This window comes from Variovorax sp. YR566, assembly GCF_051992195.1.
GTDB lineage: Bacteria > Pseudomonadota > Gammaproteobacteria > Burkholderiales > Burkholderiaceae_C > Variovorax.
On the sequence record NZ_CP197092.1, the window covers coordinates 5,448,738 to 5,470,594 of the forward strand.

At 66.1% G+C, this 21,857-nt stretch carries 21 protein-coding genes; 12 read left to right on the plus strand and 9 right to left on the minus strand.

Translation table 11 applies throughout. The features are described from left to right. Positions 1–48 precede the first annotated feature (48 nt). Positions 49–858, minus strand: a complete 810-nt coding sequence (xdhC, locus tag ACTG4X_RS25470; RefSeq protein WP_097198493.1) for a xanthine dehydrogenase accessory protein XdhC — start codon at positions 856–858, stop codon at positions 49–51. 56 nt (positions 859–914) lie between these two features. On the opposite strand from xdhC, the gene ACTG4X_RS25475 reads away from it, so the two are divergent. Further along, a complete protein-coding gene (locus ACTG4X_RS25475) occupies positions 915–1,412 on the plus strand; it encodes a hypothetical protein (RefSeq protein WP_093081362.1) in 498 nt (165 codons plus the stop codon). Positions 1,413–1,414: 2 nt separating this feature from the next. Here ACTG4X_RS25475 and uraH read toward each other — a convergent pair whose 3' ends face one another. Further along, entirely contained in the window at positions 1,415–1,765 is a 351-nt protein-coding gene (uraH, locus tag ACTG4X_RS25480) for a hydroxyisourate hydrolase (protein ID WP_056519771.1), read from the minus strand. A 74-nt stretch (positions 1,766–1,839) separates the two neighbouring features. Between uraH and ACTG4X_RS25485 the strand changes: the two genes are divergently transcribed. Genes ACTG4X_RS25485 through ACTG4X_RS25500 form a run of 4 tightly spaced genes read left to right on the plus strand, consistent with a single transcriptional unit; the run spans position 1,840 to position 6,504 of the window. Then, positions 1,840–2,514 (plus strand): GntR family transcriptional regulator, encoded by a 675-nt coding sequence (locus ACTG4X_RS25485; protein WP_093058863.1) that lies wholly within the window; start codon positions 1,840–1,842, stop codon positions 2,512–2,514. 8 nt (positions 2,515–2,522) lie between these two features. Continuing rightward, a complete protein-coding gene (puuE, locus tag ACTG4X_RS25490; RefSeq protein ID WP_097198491.1) occupies positions 2,523–3,485 on the plus strand; it encodes an allantoinase PuuE in 963 nt (320 codons plus the stop codon). After that, entirely contained in the window at positions 3,482–5,260 is a 1,779-nt protein-coding gene (gene uraD / locus ACTG4X_RS25495; protein WP_440532221.1) for a 2-oxo-4-hydroxy-4-carboxy-5-ureidoimidazoline decarboxylase, read from the plus strand. The genes puuE and uraD overlap by 4 nt, the downstream gene beginning before the upstream one ends. 17 nt (positions 5,261–5,277) lie before the next feature. Further along, on the plus strand, positions 5,278–6,504 hold the full coding sequence (locus tag ACTG4X_RS25500; protein ID WP_440532222.1) for a M20 family metallopeptidase: 1,227 nt from the start codon (positions 5,278–5,280) through the stop codon (positions 6,502–6,504). A 12-nt stretch (positions 6,505–6,516) separates the two neighbouring features. On the opposite strand, the gene ACTG4X_RS25505 is transcribed toward ACTG4X_RS25500, so the two are convergent. Continuing rightward, on the minus strand, positions 6,517–8,547 hold the full coding sequence (locus ACTG4X_RS25505) for a putative bifunctional diguanylate cyclase/phosphodiesterase (protein ID WP_440532223.1): 2,031 nt from the start codon (positions 8,545–8,547) through the stop codon (positions 6,517–6,519). 166 nt (positions 8,548–8,713) lie between these two features. Here ACTG4X_RS25505 and ACTG4X_RS25510 point away from each other — a divergent pair, with 166 nt between their 5' ends. Further along, a complete protein-coding gene (locus ACTG4X_RS25510) occupies positions 8,714–10,417 on the plus strand; it encodes an S-layer protein (protein WP_093081352.1) in 1,704 nt (567 codons plus the stop codon). A 28-nt stretch (positions 10,418–10,445) separates the two neighbouring features. Here the strand turns inward: ACTG4X_RS25510 and ACTG4X_RS25515 are convergent, their stop codons facing one another. The 3 genes from ACTG4X_RS25515 to ACTG4X_RS25525 form a co-directional block, all read right to left on the minus strand. Next, positions 10,446–10,931 carry an SgcJ/EcaC family oxidoreductase gene (locus ACTG4X_RS25515; RefSeq protein ID WP_093081350.1) on the minus strand — a complete coding sequence of 162 codons (486 nt, stop codon included), beginning with the start codon at positions 10,929–10,931 and terminating at the stop codon, positions 10,446–10,448. A 175-nt stretch (positions 10,932–11,106) separates the two neighbouring features. Further along, positions 11,107–11,793 (minus strand): response regulator transcription factor, encoded by a 687-nt coding sequence (locus ACTG4X_RS25520; RefSeq protein ID WP_093058870.1) that lies wholly within the window; start codon positions 11,791–11,793, stop codon positions 11,107–11,109. Then, a complete protein-coding gene (locus ACTG4X_RS25525) occupies positions 11,790–13,442 on the minus strand; it encodes a sensor histidine kinase (protein WP_440532224.1) in 1,653 nt (550 codons plus the stop codon). The genes ACTG4X_RS25520 and ACTG4X_RS25525 overlap by 4 nt, the downstream gene beginning before the upstream one ends. A 130-nt stretch (positions 13,443–13,572) precedes the next feature. Here ACTG4X_RS25525 and ACTG4X_RS25530 point away from each other — a divergent pair, with 130 nt between their 5' ends. Further along, positions 13,573–14,472, plus strand: a complete 900-nt coding sequence (locus ACTG4X_RS25530) for a LysR substrate-binding domain-containing protein (RefSeq protein WP_440532225.1) — start codon at positions 13,573–13,575, stop codon at positions 14,470–14,472. Positions 14,473–14,496: 24 nt separating this feature from the next. Here ACTG4X_RS25530 and ACTG4X_RS25535 read toward each other — a convergent pair whose 3' ends face one another. Both ACTG4X_RS25535 and ACTG4X_RS25540 read right to left on the minus strand, forming a co-directional pair. Continuing rightward, positions 14,497–15,246: a TerC family protein gene (locus ACTG4X_RS25535; protein ID WP_093058873.1), complete on the minus strand. Its 750-nt coding sequence runs from the start codon at positions 15,244–15,246 to the stop codon at positions 14,497–14,499. A gap of 114 nt (positions 15,247–15,360) precedes the next feature. Next, positions 15,361–15,747 carry a VOC family protein gene (locus tag ACTG4X_RS25540; RefSeq protein WP_371127416.1) on the minus strand — a complete coding sequence of 129 codons (387 nt, stop codon included), beginning with the start codon at positions 15,745–15,747 and terminating at the stop codon, positions 15,361–15,363. A 198-nt stretch (positions 15,748–15,945) separates the two neighbouring features. Between ACTG4X_RS25540 and ACTG4X_RS25545 the strand changes: the two genes are divergently transcribed. Further along, on the plus strand, positions 15,946–16,536 hold the full coding sequence (locus tag ACTG4X_RS25545) for a hypothetical protein (protein WP_440532226.1): 591 nt from the start codon (positions 15,946–15,948) through the stop codon (positions 16,534–16,536). Positions 16,537–16,758: 222 nt separating this feature from the next. Here ACTG4X_RS25545 and ACTG4X_RS25550 read toward each other — a convergent pair whose 3' ends face one another. Then, a complete protein-coding gene (locus tag ACTG4X_RS25550) occupies positions 16,759–17,796 on the minus strand; it encodes an IS110 family transposase (protein ID WP_097197991.1) in 1,038 nt (345 codons plus the stop codon). Between the two features lie 110 nt (positions 17,797–17,906). Between ACTG4X_RS25550 and ACTG4X_RS25555 the strand changes: the two genes are divergently transcribed. The 4 genes from ACTG4X_RS25555 (at position 17,907) to ACTG4X_RS25570 (ending at position 21,759) form a co-directional block, all read left to right on the plus strand. Further along, on the plus strand, positions 17,907–18,476 hold the full coding sequence (locus ACTG4X_RS25555) for a hypothetical protein (RefSeq protein WP_440532227.1): 570 nt from the start codon (positions 17,907–17,909) through the stop codon (positions 18,474–18,476). A 253-nt stretch (positions 18,477–18,729) separates the two neighbouring features. Continuing rightward, positions 18,730–20,223: an NCS1 family nucleobase:cation symporter-1 gene (locus tag ACTG4X_RS25560; protein ID WP_093179680.1), complete on the plus strand. Its 1,494-nt coding sequence runs from the start codon at positions 18,730–18,732 to the stop codon at positions 20,221–20,223. A 28-nt stretch (positions 20,224–20,251) separates the two neighbouring features. Next, positions 20,252–20,989 carry an aspartate/glutamate racemase family protein gene (locus ACTG4X_RS25565; protein ID WP_440532228.1) on the plus strand — a complete coding sequence of 246 codons (738 nt, stop codon included), beginning with the start codon at positions 20,252–20,254 and terminating at the stop codon, positions 20,987–20,989. 14 nt (positions 20,990–21,003) lie between these two features. Then, a complete protein-coding gene (locus ACTG4X_RS25570) occupies positions 21,004–21,759 on the plus strand; it encodes a GntR family transcriptional regulator (RefSeq protein ID WP_093058878.1) in 756 nt (251 codons plus the stop codon). The last annotated feature ends 98 nt before the right edge of the window (positions 21,760–21,857 follow it).

A 21,857-nucleotide genomic window follows, 5' to 3' on the forward strand; every position in this document is an offset into this window, starting at 1 on the left:
CAAGGGACGGGACTGTTTTTTAGGGCGTGGCCGCCGGGAAAACCCTGTTCAGCCCAGCGATTGCAACAACTGTGCCGCCACCGCCACGGCGATCACCTCGGGCTCCTTGCCCGTGATGCCGGGCACGCCGATCGGGCAGGTGATGCGGGCCAGTTCGTCGGCCGTGAAGCCCCGCGCCTCGAGCCGATGGCTGAAAGTGGCCCACTTGGTCTTGCTGCCGATCAGGCCGACGTAGGGCAGGTCGTTGCGCTCGCGCAGGCGCTTCAGGCAGGCGATGACGATGTCCAGGTCTTCGGCATGGCTGAAGCTCATGATGAGCACGCGGCTGCCCGGCGCCAGCGCGGCCACGGCGTCCTGCACGGGTTCTGAATGTTCGGTGTCGATCTGCGCGGGCAATTCGTCGGGAAACACGCCGTCGCGGCTGTCGACCCAGCGCACCGCAAACGGCAGCGCAGCCAGCAACCGTGCCAGTGCGGCGCCCACGTGGCCGCCGCCGAACAGCGCCACGGGCTTGAGTTGCGCGACCAGTTCGCGCTGCAGCCTTGGCGCATCAGCGGCCGTGATGCGCTCGTACGACAGGAACATCACGCCGCCGCAGCATTGCCCCAGGCTCGGGCCCAGCGGGTATCGCTGGATGCCATCGAAGGGCTTGCGCGAGCCAGCCAGCATTTCGCGTGCTTCCTTCGTGGCCTGGAATTCGAGCTGCCCACCGCCGATGGTGGCCGTGAGCGCATCGGCCCACACCGCCATCCAGGTGCCGGCCTCGCGCGGCGCCGAGCCCTGCGTCGATTCGACGCGCACCAGCACCGCGTCTTCGTGGCGAAGACGTGCCAGCAGTTGATCGACCGCACCGCTCATCGTTGTCGATACCTTCGGTTGCCTGGCCCATGAAGACTCACGGTATAAACCCGGCGATGAATCGCCAGCTTACGCCCCGCCGCCTTGCACTTGCTGCTTCCGTTCTTTCCGCCCTCTGGCTGGCCGGCTGCGGCAGCCCTGGTGCCGTGCCCGGCCAGTTGAGCAGCGCCTCCCCTTCCAGCGCATCCGGCCGGGTGCCTCGTGCATCGAACGCCGCCACGGCGCGCGACTACCGCCGCGATGCGGCGCGCCACATCTACGAGATCAACCGCTCGCGCATCTACGGCGGGCAATTGCCGCCGATGCTCTATGCGGTCGGTACGCTGCAGGTGAACCTGGATGCGGGTGGCAAGGTGGTGTCGATGCACTGGTTGCGCGCGCCCCAGCATGCGCCCGAAGTGATCGCCGAGATCGAGCGTGCCGTGCTGCAGGCCGCGCCCTTCCCCGCCGCCACGCGCCTCGGAGCGGTCACGTGGACCGACACCTGGCTGTGGGACAAGAGCGGGCGCTTCCAGCTCGACACCCTGACAGAAGGCCAGCAACAAGGCGACTGACCTCAGGAGCCCCGGTACGTGGAGTAGCTCCACGGACTGACGAGCAGGGGCACGTGATAGTGCTGGTCGGTGTGCGCCACGCCGAAGTCCAGCGACACCTTGTTCAGGAAGTTCGGCTCAGGCAGCTTGACGCCGCGAGCCTTGAAGTAACCCGCCACGTCGAACACCAGCCGGTAGGTGCCGGCCTTCAGCGAGTTGTTGTCGTACAGCGGGCCGTCGCTGCGGCCGTCCGAATTCAGCGTGAAGCGCTTCACCAGCGTCGCGGCGTCGCCGTCGGTGGTGAACAGCGCGACCTCCATGCCGGCTGCGGGACCGCCATGCATCGTGTCCAGTACGTGAGTGCTCAGGCCCATGGGGCGCTCCTTGAAATGGGTGCGGGAAATTCCGGTGGACAAAAGTGTATACAGTTACCGGCTTTGGGTCTATCATGAAAAACATGGAGTCCTCCACCACCCGTTCGATCGTCGATGCCCTCACGAAGGCCATCGTCGAGCACCGGCTTCAGCCCGGCACCAAGCTGGCCGAGCAGAAGCTGGCCGATCATTTCGGCGTCTCGCGCACGCTGGTGCGACAGGCGCTGTTCCAGCTGTCGCAGAACAAGCTCATACGGCTCGAGCCCGCACGCGGCGCCTTCGTGGCCGCACCGGCCGTCGACGAGGCCAAGCAGGTGTTCGCCGTGCGCCGCATGCTCGAAGCCGAGATGACGCGCGAGTTCGTGCGCACCGTCACGCCCGCCAAGATCAAGGCGCTGAAGGAGCACGTTGCGCTCGAAAAATCAGCCGTGTCGGGCGAAGACATCTCGGGCCGCACCGAGCTGCTCGGCGACTTCCACGTGCGCATGGCCGAGCTCATGGGCAACCAGGTGCTGGCGCAGATCCTGGGCGAACTCATCTCGCGCTGCGCCCTCATCACGCTGATGTACCAGAGCGCCAGCGCGGCCGAGCACTCCAACGACGAGCACGCAGACATCGTGAAGGCGCTGGCCGCGCGCGACGAAGAGCGCGCCGTGCGCCTCATGACCGAACACCTGGAGCACGTCGAGGCCAATCTCACGTTCGACCGCAAGGTGCCCACCAACGACATCTCCCTCGCGCTGTCCTGATCCAAACCATGACCGTCTACGACACCACCCTGCCCTACCCGCGCGACCTCGTCGGCTACGGCCGCAACCCGCCCCACGCCCAATGGCCGGGCGGTGCGCGCGTCGCGGTGCAGTTCGTCCTCAACTACGAAGAAGGCGGCGAGAACGCCACGCTGCACGGCGACGCGGGCTCCGAGCAGTTCCTCTCCGAGATGTTCAACCCGGCGAGCTTTCCCGACCGGCACATCAGCATGGAAGGCATCTACGAGTACGGCTCGCGTGCCGGCGTGTGGCGCATCCTGCGCGAGTTCGAAAAGCGCGGCCTGCCGCTGACCGTGTTCGGCGTGGGCATGGCGCTTGAGCGCTACCCAGAGCTGACCGCCGCCTTTAAAGAGCTGGGCCACGAGATCGCCTGCCACGGCTGGCGCTGGATCCACTACCAGAACCTCGACGAAGCCACCGAGCGCGAACACATGCGCCTGGGCATGGAAGCCATTGAAAAGCTCACCGGCGAACGCGCCCTGGGCTGGTACACCGGCCGCGACAGCCCGCGCACGCGCCGCCTCGTGGCCGACTACGGCGGCTTCGAATACGACAGCGACTACTACGGCGACGACCTGCCCTTCTGGATGAAGGTGCAAAAGACCGACGGCACCGTGGTGCCGCAGCTCATCGTGCCCTACACGCTCGATTGCAACGACATGCGCTTCGCGCTGCCGCAGGGCTATTCGCACGCCGACCCGTTCTTCCAGTACATGAAGGACACCTTCGACGCGCTGTATGCCGAAGGCGACCCGAACGGCGACAACAGCCCGAAGATGATGAGCATCGGCATGCACTGCCGCCTGCTCGGGCGGCCGGGCCGCATCACGGCGCTGCAGCGTTTTCTCGATCACATCGCACAACACGACCGCGTGTGGGTCTGCCGGCGCGTCGACATCGCGCGCCACTGGAAGCAGGCGCACCCCTTTGAAGCCGGAGCCGCATCATGAGCCTCACCATCGCCCAACTCAACGCCGCGGTGCCGGCCGCAGCCGTCGCGCTGCTCGACGGCATCTACGAGCACTCGCCCTGGATCGCTCAGCGCGCGCTGGCCGCTCGCCCGTTCCGCTCGCTCGCGCATCTCAAGCATGCGCTCGTGCAGGCGCTGGCCGCTTCGTCGGCCGACGAGCAGATCGGCCTGATCCGCGCCCACCCCGAACTCGCCGGCAGGGCCATGGTCAGCAAGACGCTGACGGCCGAATCGACCAACGAGCAGAGCAAGGCCGGCCTGACCGACTGCACGCCCGAGGAGTTCGCAAAGATCCAGCAGCTCAACGCCGACTACAACGCGAAGTTCGGCTTTCCGTTCATCCTCGCGGTGCGCGGCCCGCGCGGCACGGGGCTGGCCAAGCGCGAGATCATCGACACCTTCGCGCGCCGGCTCTACAACCACCCCGACTTCGAACTCGGCGAGGCGCTGCGCAACATCCATCGCATTGCGGAGATTCGCCTCGACGACAAGTTCGCTGCCGACGTCACGCTCGGCAACGATGTGTGGGACTGGCAGGAACAGCTCTCGGTGCACACCGATCCGGGCTATGCCGAGAAAGGCCAGCTCACCGTCACCTACCTGACCGATGCGCACCGCGCCTGCGCCGCGCAGATCAGCGCGCTGATGCGCGACGTGGGCTTCGACTCGGTGCACATCGACGCGGTCGGCAACGTGGTGGGCCGCTATGAAGGCGCGACGCCCGGCGCCAAGACCCTGCTCACCGGCTCGCACTACGACACCGTGCGCAACGGCGGCAAGTACGACGGCCGCCTCGGCATCTTCGTGCCGATGGCCTGCGTGCGCGAACTCAAGCGGCAGAACAAGCGCCTTCCCTTCGCCTTCGAGGTGGTGGGCTTCGCCGAAGAGGAAGGCCAGCGCTACAAGGCGACCTTCCTCGGGTCGGGCGCGCTCATCGGCCACTTCGACCGGCGCTGGCTCGACCAGAAGGATGCCGACGGCATCACCATGCGCGAGGCCATGCAGCAGGCAGGCCTGAAGGAAGAAGACATCCCGAAGATCCAGCGCGACCCGGCGCGCTACCTCGGCTTCGTCGAAGTGCACATCGAACAGGGCCCGGTGCTCACCGAGCTCGACCTGCCGCTGGGCATCGTCACCTCCATCAACGGCAGCGTGCGCTACGTGGGCGAAGTGATCGGCATGGCCAGCCACGCCGGCACCACGCCCATGGACCGCCGCCGCGACGCCGCAGCCGCCGTGGCCGAGCTGATTCTCTACACCGAGCAGCGCGCCGCCAAAGACGGCGACTCGGTCGGCACCGTCGGCATGCTCGAAGTGCCCAGCGGCTCCATCAACGTGGTGCCGGGCCGCTGCAAGTTCAGCCTCGACCTGCGCGCGCCCAACAACGCGCAGCGCGACGCGCTGGCCACCGACGTGGTCAACGCGCTGAAGGACATCTGCGAGCGGCGTGGCGTGCGCTACGAGCTCGAAGAGACGATGCGCGCCGCCGCAGCACCCAGCGCACCCGCCTGGCAGCAGCGCTGGGAAAAAGCCGTCGATACGCTGGGCATTCCACTCTTTCGCATGCCCAGCGGCGCCGGCCACGACGCGATGAAGCTGCACGAGGTGATGCCGCAGGCCATGCTGTTCGTGCGCGGCATCAACTCGGGCATCAGCCACAACCCGCTCGAATCGAGCACCAACGACGACATCCAGCTCGCAGTGCAGGCCTTCCAGCTGCTTCTGGAAAACCTCACCGCCGAACAAGCCCACTGATTCACAGAAGAACAACCATGACCGACTACGCCAAGCTCGACGCCTGGATCGACGCCCACTTCGACGAGGAAGTGCAATTCCTGCAGCAACTCGTGCAGGTGCCCACGGACACGCCACCGGGCAACAACGCGCCGCACGCCGAGCGCACCGCCGAGCTGCTGAAAGACTTCGGCCTCGACGCCGAAAAACACGCCGTGCCCGCGCAGGAAGTGAAGGACTACGGCCTCGAATCGATCACCAACCTGATCGTGCGCCGCAAGTACGGCAACGAAGGCCGCACCGTGGCGCTGAACGCCCACGGCGACGTGGTGCCCCCCGGCGAAGGCTGGACGCACGACCCGTACGGCGGCGAGATCGCTGACGGCAGTCTCTACGGCCGTGCAGCAGCAGTCAGCAAGAGCGACTTCGCAAGCTTCACCTTCGCGCTGCGTGCGCTCGAAGCGGTGGCCAAGCCGACCAAGGGCAGCGTCGAGCTGCACTTCACCTACGACGAAGAATTCGGCGGCATCCTCGGCCCGGGCTGGCTGCTCGACAAGGGCCTGACCAAGCCCGACCTGATGATCGCGGCCGGCTTCAGCTACGAAGTGGTCACCGCGCACAACGGCTGCCTGCAGATGGAAGTGACGGTGCACGGCAAGATGGCCCACGCCGCCGTGCCGGCCACCGGCATCGACGCGCTGCAAGGCGCCGTGAAGATCCTCAACGCGCTGTATGCGCAGAACACGCTCTACCAGCAGGTCACGTCGAAGGTCGAGGGCATCACGCACCCGTACCTCAACGTCGGCCGCATCGAGGGCGGCACCAACACCAACGTGGTCCCCGGCAAGGTCGTGTTCAAGCTCGACCGCCGCATGATCCCCGAAGAGAACCCGGTCGAAGTCGAAGCCGCCATCCGCAAGGTGATTGCCGATGCGGCCGCCGAGAGCGCGGGCATCACGGTCGAGATCAAGCGCCTGCTGCTCGCCAATTCGATGAAGCCGCTGGCCGGCAACAAGCCGCTGGTCGATGCGATCCAGAAGCACGGCGGCGAACTGTTCGGCGAGCCCATCAAGGCCATGGGCACGCCGCTGTACACCGACGTGCGCCTGTACGTCGAAGCCGGCATTCCCGGCGTGATCTACGGCGCCGGCCCGCGCACGGTGCTCGAATCGCACGCCAAGCGCAGCGACGAGCGCGTGGTGCTCGAAGACCTGCGCCGCGCCACCAAGGTGATCGCGCGCACGCTCAGCGACCTGCAGGCCTGATCCTGATCCGGCTCAGATGACCTTGACGGCCGCGGGCGCCAGGCGCGCCGCGGCCCACGCCATCACATCGGGCAGCGGCGAGGGCCGCGCCAGGTGATAGCCCTGCACCAGCCGGCAACCTATCGCGTGCAGGGCATCGAGCTCGTCCTGCGTTTCCACGCCTTCGGCAACCACCTGGATGTTCAGCGAGCGGCCGAGCTGGACGATGGCGTCCACCAGCACCACGTTGCCCGGCGAGGACGACAGGTCGAGAATGAAGCTGCGGTCGATCTTCACCTGCCGCACGTACTCGCTGCGCAGCGACGCCAGCGACGAATAACCCACGCCGAAGTCGTCGACCACGATTGCCACGCCCGCGGCCGACAGCGCGCTCAGCCGGCTGCGCGTGGCATGCGTGTCGAGCGCCACCTCCTCCGTGATCTCGATCTGCAGCCGGCGCGGTGCCACGCCGCGCGCCTTCAGCATGCCGAGCACGATGTCGTCGACCGCCAGCTGCGCCATCTCGCGCGGCGAGACATTGATGGCAACCGGCACGGCGGCCAGGCTGGAGCCTACGGCCTCCAGCTGGCGCATGCCCAGGCAGACCTCGTCGACCAGATGCCGCAGCAGCGGCTCGGCCACGCCGGTGCTCGCTGCCGCGTAGATCACCTCTTCGGGGGCAATGTGGCCATGGCGCGGATGGTTCCAGCGCATCAATGCCTCGAGGCTGTGAACTTCCCGGCCGTCGCTGTTCATGATCGGCTGGTACCACACGCCGATGTCGCGCGCCTCGATGGCATGGAGCAGGTCGCGCTCCACGTCCCGGCGCGTGGCAAGCCGCTGGTTGAGCGCCTTGTCGAAGACCTGGTAGCGGTTGCGCCCGGTGCGCTTGGCCTCGTAGACGGCCTCGTCGGCAAAGCTGATCATGTCGGCAATCTCGGCCTCGCCCGAGACTGAGATGCCGATGCTCACGCCCAGGTGGCCGCCGTAGTGCGCAGTGGCGAATGAGATCGAACGGATCAGCGCCTGCGCAATCGCCGTGGGCGCCTGCCGCTCGTCCTGCAGGCTGTAGAGCACCGCGAACTCGTCGCCGCCCCAGCGGCCGAGCACGGCCTGCATGTCGGCGGTCTCCCGCTGCAGCCAGCGGGCCACGTCCTGCAGCACGCGGTCGCCGACCTTGTGGCCGAAGGCGTCGTTCACCGCCTTGAAGCCGTCGAGGTCCAGCAGCAGCAGGCCGTGCTGGCGGCCGCCGGGTGCGGCGATGTGCAGCGTCGCCGCCTCGGTGAAGCCTTCGCGGTTGAGCAGGCCCGTGAGCGAATCGTGCGAGGCCCGGAAGGCCAGCTGCTGCGTGGCGTCCAGCGACAGCGCGTGCACCAGCCGCAGCTGCGCGGCCATGGCTGTGGCTTCGTTGCGCAGGCGGCTTCCTTCGCGGAAGGTCCTGTCGCTGTGCAGCGCACCGCGCACCAGTGCCGCGAGGTACAGCAGCACCATCGCCGCCAGGCTCAGATTGTCGAAGCCGCCTGCATAAACAAGGCAACCGACCACCGACAGCAGCGCCGGCGTGATGAAGCTGATGGGCACGAGCGCATAGGCAATGCCATAGGTGACAGCCCCCGCGCAGATGCCGCACACCACCGTGAGATAGAACACCGCTTGCGGCGATGAGTAGCCGTCGCACAGAAACGGAATGAGGGCCCACACACAGCCCGACACCGCAGCCAGGACCGCAGCAATGCGCAGGTGCCATTCGACCGGGCGGCCGTCAGGCGAGGTCAGGACATCACTGCCGGGCTCGGCACCGGGCGAAGGCGCGAACGGCCAGCGGCAGATGTAGCTGCGCATCCCGTTCACCATGAGCGACAGCAGCAGCCAGCTCATTCCTTCGAACGCGCGGCCGGCATTGAGGGCGACCAGCGCCGCGGTGAAGCTCAGCACCACGCTGATCGGAATGGCCGAGAGAACGCTGCGGCGCACCGTCACGAGCTGGTCGGTGCGCACCATGCGCGACAGCACCCCATCGTCGATGGATGCGGTGGGCAGGGGGACGGGCGCGCTGGGGATCATGGAAGGGGCACAGTTTATAGAGGGCAAGCCCTCCGGCGGCCCGGTTGCTGGCGCGAAAACAACGAACTTTCGTTCTGCTTTCATCGAAGCGTCATCGCGCCATTCGAGACTCGGCGACTTCCTTCGACACGCGCACTTCAGGTGCGCGTCATTTTTTCAGACCGCCATGTTCATTCTTCCGATTGCCCTTCCGGCTCCCCTTCCGTTCCGCCGCACGCTGTTCTCCACCCTCGCCATCGGCACGCTCATGCTGGCCGGCTGCGGCGGCGGAGACTCCAGCGGCCCGGCTTTCTTCCCCGTGGCGCCCAGCACCCCGGCGGCCGTCGCGCCCGCTCCCGCTCCCGCGGCCGATCCAGGCCCGTCGGTGCCGCCAGGCCGCTGGACCGTGGGCGACCTGCACATCCACACGATCCAGTCGGACGACACGCAGCAGATTTCCACGCTCGACCAGGTGCTGGCCAAGGCCTTCGACCAGTTCGGGCTCGACTGGGCGGCGCTGTCCGACCACCTGCGCCTGTCCTCCTACGACAACAACGGCACCAAGCTGCCGGCGCAGATTCCGTTCTCGGAAGGCATGGCCAAGTACCAGGTGCCGCGCATCAAGGCGCTGCAGGCCGGCGGCAAATATGCCGACAAGACGATCTTCGCGTCCTTCGAATGGGACATGCCCTCGCACGACCACGGCAACGTCGGCATCCTGACCGACAACCCCATGTCGGATGCCGCGCTCAAGGCCGCGAGCCAGTTCGAATACCTCTTCACCAACCGGGCCGCCGCACTCTTCCCGGCCGGCGACGTCACCGCCTGGGGCCCGAAGGCCGGCGTCAACTACGACACGCACGCCGAGACGCTCGCCGCTATCGCCTGGCTCAAGAAGAACTACCCCGACACCAGCTACCTGCAGATCAACCATCCTTCGCGCAACCCCGGCAAGTACACGATCGCCCAGCTGCGCGAGATGAACGATCTCGCGCCGAACATCGTGTTCTCGCTCGAAGGCATGGTCGGCAACCAGATGGAGCCCGACCGCGGCGGCTACAACAGCGCCTACATTCCGGCCAACCTGCCCTCGCGCACCTACGGCGGCGTCGACTACCTCGTCGCCAAGCTCGGCGGCACCTGGGACGCGCTGCTGTCCGAAGGTCGCCACGTCTGGAACGTGGCCGACTCCGACTACCACTTCACCACCTCGCAAGGCCAGTACAGCAGCGGCTACGCGCCGGGCGAATACGCCAGGAACCACCTGTGGGGCGACGTCAAGGATCCGAAGTCGCTGCTCTCGGCCCTGCGCTCAGGCAAGCTCTTCGCTGTGAACGGCGGCCTGATCGACGCGCTCGACTTCAAGGTGCAAAGCGCCAAAGGTGCTGGCGAGATGGGTTCGGACGTGACGGCCAAGGCCGGTGAAGACCTGAAGATCACCATCCGCTTCAAGAGCCCCGAGCGCAACAACTTCGAATACCAGCTCGGCAGCGGCAACTTCGCCAACGTGAAGCCGGTGGTCGACCACATCGACCTGATCGGCGGCGACGTGACCGGGCCCGAGCTGGCGGGCACGCCGGGCTATGCGCGCGACACCAACCCGTCGACGCGCGTGCTCAAGCGCTTCACCCGCAACGACTGGAAGCTCGATGCCGACGGCTACTTCTCGGTGAGCTACACGGTGAAGGCCGGCAACAACCAGTACTTCCGCCTGCGAGGCACCAACCTGGGCACCGACGTGCCCAACGAAACCGCCGCCGGTGAGCCGCTGCCCGATGCGCAGACCACCGGCACCGACAACGTGGCGCGCTTCAATGCGATCAACGTGCGCAACTACAGCGACCTGTGGTTCTACTCGAACCCGGTGTTCGTGAAGGTCGCGGCGCTGTAGCGAGCGAGCCGGAGCCCGCCCGCATCGATCAGTTCTTCGCGGCGCGCGCCTCCGGCATCGCCGACGAGTGGTGATGCGCGATCAGCCACTGCCCGTTCACCCATTCGTAGACATAGGTGTAGCGGGCATGCACCGTGCCGCCATCCTTGAAGCGGAAGGTGTAGGTTCCGACGTCCTGCGCCACGTTGCAGCCGATCTTGACGATGCGCTTGTCGATCGTGCCTTGCGGCTCGCTCTTGAGGAACTTGACGAAGTAGTCGCGGATCTCCGCCGGGTTGGTGCGCGGCTGGTTCGACACGGTCGCCAGCAGCACGCCGTCGGGTGCGTAGTTGGCGACCACCTTGTCGGGGTCCAGCGTGCGCAGCGAGTTGTTCCAGCGGTCGAACAGCGCGCCGATCTGCGCTTCATTGGTCGGCGCGCAGGCAACGGCGCCCGAACCCTGGGCCAGCGCACCGGTGGCGAGAGTGAAAGAAAGAACGCCGAGGGCGGCACTGGTGACGAGACTTTTCTTCACGGAGATTCCTTGTTGTGAAAGTGTTGAAGCACCGGTGTCTGCCGGCGCTGCACCGCATTCGCGAGGCAGGAATCAAGTCTCTGGCGCAGAGATGAACACGACCCGTGGCGGGCCATGAACGCAGGTTGAAGCGTAGATGAACAACGGATGAACGCGCGCCCGGGCGTCCAGTTGTTCAGGCCTCCTGCGCGTCGAGCCGGTAGCCGAAGCCGCGCACGGTCTTGAGCAGCGCGAGCGGGTGGCCCTCGTCGATCTTGGCCCTGAGGCGGCGCACGTAGACGTCGACCACATTGGTCAGCGGGTCCTCGTTGGTGCCCCACACGTTCGAGAGGATGCGCTCGCGGCTGTAGACGCGGCCGGGCGCGCTCATCAGCAGCTCCAGGAAGGCCAGCTCCTTCGCCGTCAGCGCAATCGGCTGTCCGGCCCGCGTGACCTGCATGCGTTCGCGGTCCAGCACGAGGTCGGCCACCTGCAGGCTGCTCGCTTTCACGCGCTGTTCGCGTCCGCGCCGCAGCAGCGCCTCGATGCGCGCGAGCAGCTCCTCGAAGGCAAAGGGCTTGGTCAGATAGTCGTCCGCGCCCAGCCGCAGGCCGTTGACCTTGTCCTCCAGCGAGCTCATGGCCGTGAGCATCAGCACCGGCACATGATGGCCTTCGGCGCGCATCGTCTGGCAGAGCTCCAGGCCGCTGATGCCGGGCAGCATCAGGTCGAGGATGAGCAGCGCCGGCTCACCGCCGCGCGCCAATGCCAGGCCCTCGGTGCCGGTGCGCGCCAGCTGCACGCCATAGCCTTCGGCGCGCAGGCCGCGCTGCAGAAAGTCGGCCACGCGCGGATCGTCTTCGACCACGAGGATGTTATTCATGCGGCCTCCGGCGTTGTGGGGCTGGCTGCGCCATCAAAGCGCGGCAGCCGGATGCGAACCGTCGTGCCCACGAACGGTTCGCTGTCTATGTCGATGCGGCCTTCGTGCGCGACAACGATGGCCTGCGCAATCGACAGGCCGATGCCGGTGCCGTCGACCCGATGAGCCCGCGCGCGCTGGCCGCGCGTGAAGCGCTGGAACACCGTGGGCAGCTCGTCGGCGTCGATGCCGATGCCCTTGTCGCGCACTGCGATCTCCGCGCATCCGTCGACTTCACGCCAGCCGATGCGGACCTCGCCGCCCGAGCGCGAATAGCGCACCGCGTTGTCGAGCACGATCACCAAGGCCTGGCGCAGCCGGTCGGCATCGGCATGCACGTAGAGCAGCCCTGGCTGTGCGTCGTGCGAGGCATCGAGGCGAACCCCAACGCCATGCAGCGCCCCCAGCGCCTCGGCCTGCTCGGTGGCATCGCCAACCAGCAGGCCGAGGTCCACCTGGTCCTGCCGCATGACGAGCTGATCGGCCTCGGCGCGCGCGATCAGCATCAGGTCGTCGATCACCCGCGCGAGCTGCTCCACGCCGCCGACGATGCGCGACAGCGTTTCCTTGTATTCGGCCAGCGGCTTGTCGGTGCCGCGCAGCGCGATCTCGGCCTCGCCGCGGATGGCGGTGGCCGGCGTGCGCAACTCGTGGCTCAGGTCGGCAAACAACTGGCGGCGGCGCTGGTCGATGTTCTGCAGCGTGACGTGCGCGGTCTGCAACTCGGCCGTGCGCGCATCCACTGCTTCTTCGAGCTTGTGCCGCGCGGCTTCGGCATCGCTTCGGCGCTGCTGCAGTTCGGCGGCCATGGCGTTGAAGTTCTCGGCCACCTGGCCGAATTCGTCACCCGAGCCGACCGCCATGCGATGGTCCATCTGGCCCGCCTGCAAGGCCTGCGTGCCGGTCAGCAGGCTGGCGATGGGTGCCTGCAGCCGCCGATTCAGGCGAATGGCGAGCAGCACCGCCGCTGCCAGGGTCAACACAGCGAGGCCAATGGCCTGCAGGCGCAGCACCTCGATGGCGTGCTCGGTGGCCAAGCGCGCGGCCGGCACCGCCTGCTTCTGGCGCTCGATTGCGCCGTTGACGAGTTCACGCAGGTCGCGCCCGCGCGTCACGTCGAACACCTGGTTGATCTGCTGCCACACCGATGAAAACTCCGCTCCCGGCTGCAGTGGCGTGAGCTGCAGCAGGCGATCCTGGACCGCGGCGATGTTGGCATCGAGCAGGTCGATGCTGGCCGCCAGCTGGGTCACCGCCTCGGGCACCTGTGTGCCCCGCGCCGAGGTCACGGTGGTCCACCAGGCCAGGTCGCGCTGCGTCAGGTCCCGCAGGCTGGCTGCGCTGGAGCGCATGCCGGCCAGCCAGCGGTCGCGCGACTCGATGGGTGCGTCGCCATTCATCAGCCGCAGCGAGGCCCATACCCGCAGCCGCTGCTTGTTGGCGGACAGCTCCAGCAGATCGGACTGGATGTCGCTCGCCAACCGGCTGTGCTGCGCATAGAAGGTGACGCGCTCGGAGCCCAGGTAGATGAAGGCTGCCTGCACGCAGACCAGCGCAACGAGGGCTGCAAAGGCCAGCGAGAGCCGCGAGCGGAATTTGATGGAAGGCATCGATCGGTGCGAGGCGGGGACCTGCTTTGAAGGGTGCGAAGAATAGCCCATGCCCGTTGGACGGCCAGATATCCATCACTTCTGTTGAAGCTCGATTGACCCGAGCATCGATGTTTGCGATGCTCCGGGCGTGATCAACGAACTCAAGACCTTCATTGCGGTGTGCAAGCTCGGCACCTTCGCGGCAGCCGGCGACCGCATCGGCCTCACGCAATCGGCCGTGAGCAGCCAGATGAAACGGCTCGAAGAGGCCCTGGGCTTCGAGCTCTTCGACCGGACGGGCCGATCGGCCACCTTGAACGTCGCGGGCCAGACGACCTTGCCGCGGGCGGAAGAAATCTGCGCCCTGTTCGCCAAGCTCGGCGAACTTCCTCACGACGACGCCACCCGGGGGCTCCTTCGCATCGGCTCGATTGCCTCGGCGCAGCCTACGCTGCTCGCGCGTGCGCTCGAGCAGCTGCGCAAATCATTCCCCCTTGTGCGCGTCCATGTGTCGCCCGGCGTCTCGATGCGCCTGATGGACGACCTGGACGCCGGCAAGATCGATGCGGCCGTGATCATCCGCCCGCCCTTCGGAATGCCTCCCGACCTGACGTGGCAGGCATTGGTGCAGGAGCCCTTTGTGCTGGTCGTGCCCAAGGCCGTTCCCGCAACGAAGAACTGGCGGGCGCTGATCCAGGAACAGCCGTTCCTTCGCTACGACAGGGCTTCGTTCGGAGGGCGGATGGTCGAGGCGTTTCTGCGCCGGGAAGGCCTTTCGGTCAACGACGCCATCGAGATCGACGAGATCCCCGGGTTGATTCATCTGGCCTCCAGGGGCCTGGGCGTGGCGCTTGTGCCGCTGGTCGAGGCGCATCTTCCGATGCCTGCGGGGGTGCGCATCGTCCCGCTGGGCGAGTTCACTTTCCATCGCGAGATCGGGCTGCTTCATCGCAAGCCCCGGGCCAGTCCGCCCGTGGTGGCGCACTTCGCCCAATGCCTGCGCGATGCGGTCGACGCGACGGCACCGACTCGCCGACGTTCGGCGTAGTGCCGACTTGACCGGCTCGGCCCCTCAATCGCCCGGTATGTGGGGCGGATTCAGCACCACGGGCTTCGCCGACTTCTTGCGCATGCGGATGTTGAGCATTTCCACGCTCAGCGAGAAAGCCATTGCGAAGTACACGTAGCCCTTGGGCACGTGATGCTCGAAGCCTTCGGCAACCAGCACGACACCCACTACCACCAGGAAGGACAGCGCCAGCATCTTGATGGTGGGATGGTTGGAGACGAAGCGGCCGATCGGCCCGGCGAACAGCATCATGAGCAGCACCGAGGCGATCACCGCCGCGATCATGACGCGCACGTCGTCCACCATGCCGACCGCGGTGATGATCGAATCGAGCGAGAACACCAGGTCGATGACCATGATCTGCAGGATCACCGAGGCGAAGGTCGCCTTGGCCGTGCTCTGCTTGTGCTCATGTTCGCCTTCCAGCGACTGGTGAACCTCGCTCGTGCTCTTCCAGATCAGGAACAGCCCGCCCAGGATCAGGATCAGGTCGCGGCCCGAGATCTCCTGGCCGAACACCACGAAGAGCGGCTTCACCAGCCCGACGATCCATGCCAGCACCAGCAGCAGGCCGATGCGCATGAACATGGCCATGAAAAGGCCGATGCGCCGTGCGAATTCGCGCTGGGCCAGCGGCAGCTTGTCGACCAGGATCGAGATGAAGATGATGTTGTCGATCCCGAGCACCAGCTCCAGCGCGGTCAGCGTGGCGAAGGCAATCCAGACCTGGGGATCGGAGAGAAGTTGGAGCATGGGCGCGACTCTGTTGCGTCAACGCGCGGTCGGCGACCGCGGCGGGCGAGCGCATCTTAAAGGCGCGCACGCACAGGGCGCCAGCGCCCCCGCGACCCATGGGCCATTGCCCGTTCAGCGGGCGAAAAGCGAGCTCAAGTCCGCGAACGACTTCATCTCGATGGCGTTCCCGGAGGGGTCCAGAAAGAACATCGTCGCCTGCTCGCCGGGCTCGCCCTTGAACCGGATGTAGGGCTCGATGACGAACTTGGTCTGGCGGGCGATGAGCTTGTCGGCCATGGCCTGCCATTGGTCCATGGGAACGATCGCGCCGAAGTGACGCACCGGCACGTCGTGACCGTCGACCGAACTGCTCTGGTGGTGGCCGCATTCGTCGGGCGCCAGGTGCGCCACGATCTGATGGCCGTAGAAATCGAAGTCCACCCATTCGGGCGCGCTGCGGCCTTCGGGGCATCCCAGCAGGTCGCCGTAGAAGGCGCGCGCCTCGGCGATGTCGCGCACGGGGAACGCGAGATGAAACGGGATGCGGGTGCTGGTACTGCTCATGGGCTTTCCATCGGATCAAGGGGTGGGATGGGCGCAACTTTAGGCAGCGGCCCTCATTATCGAAAGCGATATATTTTTCTTGTGAGCCACACCAATTTCGATGCATCAGTCGGGCGACACTGCGGGGGTTGAACTCCTGAATCCACAGCGAAGATGCCATCGACTCCTCCCTCTCCTGCCGTTCATGTCCACCAGCAACCGCGATCACCTCTGGCCGGGCTGTGGACGGGGCTGTTGCGGATTTTCGGCAAGAGCGCTCCTGCGCAGGCGATGCCGCAGGGGGCCAAGAACGGCGAGGCCGGAATCCACCCCTGGCTCGCCGCAGGCGAGCAGGTGAACGCCGATGTGCTGATTGACGGCAGGACTGTCGCCCGGCTGGAGCACAAGGCAGTGCTGCCCGGACTGAAGAAGCTCCCTGCGGTGGTCTTCGATCTGCCCGCCGGACTCCAGCGCTTCGAACTGCGCGGATCGCATGTCGACGCGCAAGGGCGAGCCACATCATTCAAGAAGCGGTGGGCCGTGCTCGACCTGGCCCCTGTCTCCCATCCGCTCTACGACCAGAGCCAGCCCCTGATCGACCGGGTTCGGGCCTTTGCCCATCTGTCCAGGCTGGTAGAGGTGGGCGAGCCGCACTTGCCTGCCGGCATCACCGCGCAAGCAGCACTCCTCGAATCGGAGACGCGCCTGAACGTCCGTACATGGACGCCCCCAAATATGCCAGGCATTCAGTTGATGATGACTTGAAGGTTCGATTGCACCCGTACATTCGGACTTTCGCTGCGGCTTTTCGCCGCTGTCCCTGATGGGGTTTGCTGGTCGGCTCCTCTATCGGTTGTCCGCACTCCGAGTGCCCCGGACGTTTTGGGCTTCGCCAACCACGGTCTAACCTGTTTTGCCATCACTGCGTGATTGCCTGAGCAATCGGTGGTTCAGTCTCCTGCCTTCTGTGTTGATGGGTTGGGTCGGCTACGCAGCGAGCTGCGGCGGCACGTAGTTAGGTCGGAACTCCCGCCCATGGGCTAGCAGTGCCCAGACCGTTCGCACGTTCTTGTTGGCCAGTGCCACAGCAGCCACGTTCGGATGTCGTCGGTTCAGCAGGCTCGCCAGCCACACGTTGGTGTTCACGGCCTTGCGCTGCGCCGCAACAATGGCCGAGCGCGCGCCGTGAATGAGCAAGGTGCGCAGGTACACGTCCCCGCGCTTGCTGATGCCCAGGAGCGTTGGCTTGCCTCCGCTCGAATTCTGCCTCGGCACGAGGCCGAGCCAAGCCGAGAGCTGCCGGCCGTTGTCGAAGCTGTTCGCATCCGCGATGGAGGCCACCAGAGCACTGGCTCCCAGCGGTCCGATGCCGGGAATCTTCTCGAGCCGGAGGCTGAGCTCGCTGCTGCGATGCCAGACCTTGATTTGGTCCTCGAACTCGTCGACCAGCTTGTCCAATTCCTTGAGGTGCTCGGTTAGGCGAGCGATGAGTCGGCGGAACGTTCCGGGCAGCTGGTTGCTCGCGTCTTCAAGCAGCTCGGGGACTTGCTTGGCGACGTGGCAGATGCCCTTCGGGATGACCAGGCCGAACTCGCCCAGGAGGCTGCGAATCTGGTTCGCCTGCGCCGTGCGGGCGATGACAACGCCTTGGCGCGCGCGATGCAGCGACAGCACGGCTTGCTGCTCGACGCTCTTCACCGGCACGAATCGCATGTTGGGTCTGGTGACGGCCTCGCAGATGGCTTCCGCATCAGCCACGTCGTTCTTGTTGCTCTTCACATACGGCTTGACGAACTGTGGCGACATCAAGCGAACCGTGTGGCCGAAGCCCTGCAGGGTTCGCGCCCAGTGGTGGGCGCTGCCGCACGCCTCCATGCCGATGAGACACCGAGGCAAGTTCACGAAGAATGCCGTCATTTGGTCGCGCCGCAGTTGCTTGCGCAACGCGACCTTGCCATGCTCATCCACTGCGTGAACCTGGAACACGTTCTTTGCCAGGTCAATGCCAACAGTCGTAATCTTCATGGTGGACGCCCCTTTCAGTTCAAGTGGTTGCTGACACTTCCACTGTGGCACATCGATGCCGGTACGGGTGGGGGCGTCCATCCCATTGGTTGCCCGCGGTGCTGCGCGAAGTGCTGGGTGGGGCAAACGTCGAGATAGGAAACTCGTACTTCCTGCCTCCCCACCGCCTGCAGACGCCCATCGACCTGCTGACGGGCTTGGGCGGCCATGCTCTCGGCGGTGGCAACCAGTCCCTGAACACCTTGCTGCCCCCCGCCGTCCTTGCACGCTACAAGCGCAGCGTGGCCGTGTTCGTGGAGATCGGCGACGGCCTCGGCGCCCTGGCCTGGGACCCGGATGGCGTCGCTCCCGGGGAGCCGCCCAACACCCCGGCAGACGAGGGCAACTCCGGCGCCCGGCCCGCGATACCGAATGAAGGAGTCTGGTACTGGCTCCACCAGGAGCACATCGCCGAACCCGGACTGCTGCTGGACGACGAGTACAAGCCACAGGACGCCGAATCCGCTCTGACCAACGTGTTCAAACGCCTCGCCCTGTCGCAGGCGGGCTCGCCCGAGTCCGAAAACCAGCTGCTGGTGGACACTGCCCACCCGCGCAATCTGCTGCAGCTTCACTTCGATGAACCGCGCAAGCCACGACTCCGGCTGCGCAGCTACGACTACCACTACAGCCTGTACTGAGCAATCTCCTCCCTGCGGCCGTTCGCCGCCGCGGACGGGCGCCACCCGCTCCCAAGGCTGTGCAAGCCTGCCGGGTCGGGGCCGACGCGCGCCTGGCTTTGGCCCGCGTTTTTCTCACCTGCGTCTACAGCGCATCAGGGAATCTACGGATATATGATTCCCCGAATGGTCTTGATTGAGTGCATTTTTTGTATACAAATAACGCATCCGAAAAGCAAGTACTCAATCCACCCCACTCGCACGAGGAAAGACCATGAGCACAGTCGTCAGCCAGGCCCCCGCGGGGGCAAGCGAAGCCGGCATTGCGCCGCACGCGGAATCGAACGCCCTCATCAAGCCCGGCTACCACCCGCGCCTGACCAACGAAGACCTCGCTCCGCTGAAGAAGCAGACCTGGGGCCAATACAACATCTTTGCCTTCTGGATGTCCGACGTGCACAGCGTGGGCGGCTACATCACGGCCGGCAGCCTGTTCGCGCTCGGCCTGTCGAGCTGGCAGGTGCTGGTGTCGCTGCTGGTGGGCATCGTGATCGTGCAGTTCTTCTGCAACCTGGTGGCCAAGCCCAGCCAGGTGACGGGCGTGCCCTACCCCGTGGTGTGCCGCGCGCCCTTCGGCGTGCTGGGCGCGAACATTCCGGCCATCATCCGCGGGTTGATCGCGGTGGCCTGGTACGGCGTGCAGACGTATCTCGCGTCGGCGGCGTTCATGGTGCTGGCGCTGCACATGGCCCCGGGCCTCGCGCCGTATGCCGATGTCGCGCAGTACGGCTTCGTCGGCCTCTCGGCGCTTGGCTGGGTCGCGTTCATGGTCATGTGGGTGCTGCAGGCCTTCGTGTTCTGGCGCGGCATGGATGCCATCCGCAAGTTCATCGACTGGGCCGGCCCGGCGGTGTACGTGGTGATGGCCGTGCTCTGCGGCTGGCTGGTGTGGAAGGCCGGCTGGAGCAACATCGACCTGAACCTGGGCGGCATCAAGTTCCAGGGCTGGGACGCGCTGCCCGTGATGCTCTCGGCCATTGCGCTGGTGGTGAGCTACTTCAGCGGCCCGATGCTCAACTTCGGCGATTTCTCGCGCTACGGCAAGAGCTTCGACGCGGTGAAGAAGGGCAACTTCTGGGGCCTGCCGGTGAACTTCGTGTTCTTCTCGCTGCTGACCGTCATCACCACCGCCGCCACGCTGCCCGTGTTTGGTGAACTCATCACCGATCCGGTGCACACCGTGGGCAAGATCGACAGCACCACCGCCGTAGTGCTGGGCGCGCTGACCTTCATGATCGCCACCATCGGCATCAACATCGTGGCCAACTTTGTCTCGCCGGCCTTCGACTTCTCGAACGTGGCGCCGCAGCACATCAGCTGGCGCACGGGCGGCATGATCGCCGCGGTGGGGTCGGTGTTTCTTACGCCGTGGAACCTCTACAACAGCCCCGAGGTCATTCACTACACACTGGACGTACTGGGTTCGTTCATCGGCCCGCTGTTCGGCATCCTGATTGCCGACTACTACATCGTGCGCAAGCAGCGCATCGACGTGGACGCGCTCTACACCATGAGCCCCAAGGGCGAATACTGGTACAGCGGCGGCTACAACCCGAAGGCGATCCAGGCGCTGGTGCCGTCGGCCCTCGTGCCGATCCTGTGCGTGATGGTGCCTGCGCTGCGCGGTGGCGCCAACTATGCTTGGTTCATCGGCATGGGCCTGGGCTTCGTCCTCTATGCCCTGCTGAACCGCAACAGCAAGACTTGAACTGAAAGAGAAAGAAAGGGACCGCGCCGTGCGCATCAAGATCATCAATCCCAACACCACCTGGAGCATGACCGAGAAGATCGGCGCCTGCGCCCGCGCGGTGGCGCATGCCGGCACCGAGATCGTGGCCGTGAGCCCGGCCATGGGGCCGGTCTCCATCGAAAGCCACTACGACGAGGCGCTGGCCGTGCCGGGCTTGCTGCAGGAGATCGCTTCGGGCGAGCGCGACGGCATCGACGGCTACGTGATCGCCTGCTTCGGCGACCCGGGCCTGAAGGCCGCGCGCGAGCTGGCACGCGGCCCCGTGGTGGGCATCGCCGAGGCGGCGATGCACCTGGCCAGCATGATCGGCAGCCGCTTCAGCGTGGTGACCACGCTGGGCCGCACCATGGGTCAGGCCTGGCACCTGGCCGAGATCTACGGCATGGAACGCTTCTGCGCCAACGTGCGCGCCTGCGAACTGCCCGTGCTCGAACTGGAAGAGCCGAGCTCGGGTGCGCGGGAACGCATCGTCGACGAATGCCGGCGCGCGCTCGAAGAAGACGGCTCCGACTGCATCGTGCTCGGCTGCGCCGGCATGACCGACCTGTGCGCGCACATCGAGCAGGTGCTCGGCGTGCCCGTGATCGACGGCGTGGCCGCGGGCACCAAGCTGATCGAATCGCTCGTTGCCCTGAAGCTGCGCACCAGCAAGCGCGGGGAGCTGGCAAAGCCCCTGCCCAAGCCCATCATTGGTGCGCTCGAGGGCTTCACTCTCCCGCGCTAGGCCACAATCCGCGCATGCCCCGCGCCAGTTCCAAACCCTCCGCTTCCCCTGCCACCGCCGTTCCGGACGAGAACGGCGTGGCTGCAGCCGACAAGAACAGCTCCATCGAAAGCATCGCCAACGACATCGCCACCGCGATCGTCGAGAAGCGCCTGCCGCCCGGCACCTGGCTGCGCGAAGAAGCGCTGGGCCGCGTGTATTCGGTGAGCCGCACCAAGGTGCGCGCCGCACTGCTGATGCTGTCGAAGGACAAGCTCATCGAGATGATCCCCGACAAGGGCGCCTTCGTCTGCCAGCCCTCGGTGGAAGAGGCCCGCGAGGTGTTCGCGGTGCGCCGCATCCTCGAAAGCGAAGTGGTGCGCCTGTTCATCGCCGCCGCGCGGCCGCGCGACTACCAGGTGCTGGAGCAGCACATCAAGTTCGAGCGCACCGCACTGCGCCAGACCACCACCACGGGCACTGTGCGCGAGAAGCTGCTGGGCGACTTCCACGTGGCGCTGGCCGAGGCCACCGGCAACCGCACGCTGGCCGAGCTGGTGCGTGAACTGGTCGCGCGCAGCTCGCTGATTGCGATGCTCTACCACTCGTCGAACGACCCGCATTGCTCGTCGGACGAGCACGCCGATTTCCTGCGCCTGTGCCGCAAGGGCGACGTGGAAGCAGCCGTGACGAGCATGATCGACCACCTGGAGCGCATCGAGTCCAGCCTCGAACTCGGCACCGAAAAGCCCGACCGTCAGCTCGATCTGGTCAAGGCGCTGCTCGCCTGACCCCACACGGCCGGCAGGGCCGGTGCGGCTGTCACACAACTGCGTCATGCTGTAGCCCGAATGGCTTACGCGTTTTTCCCGTGCGCGATCGCCGCCGA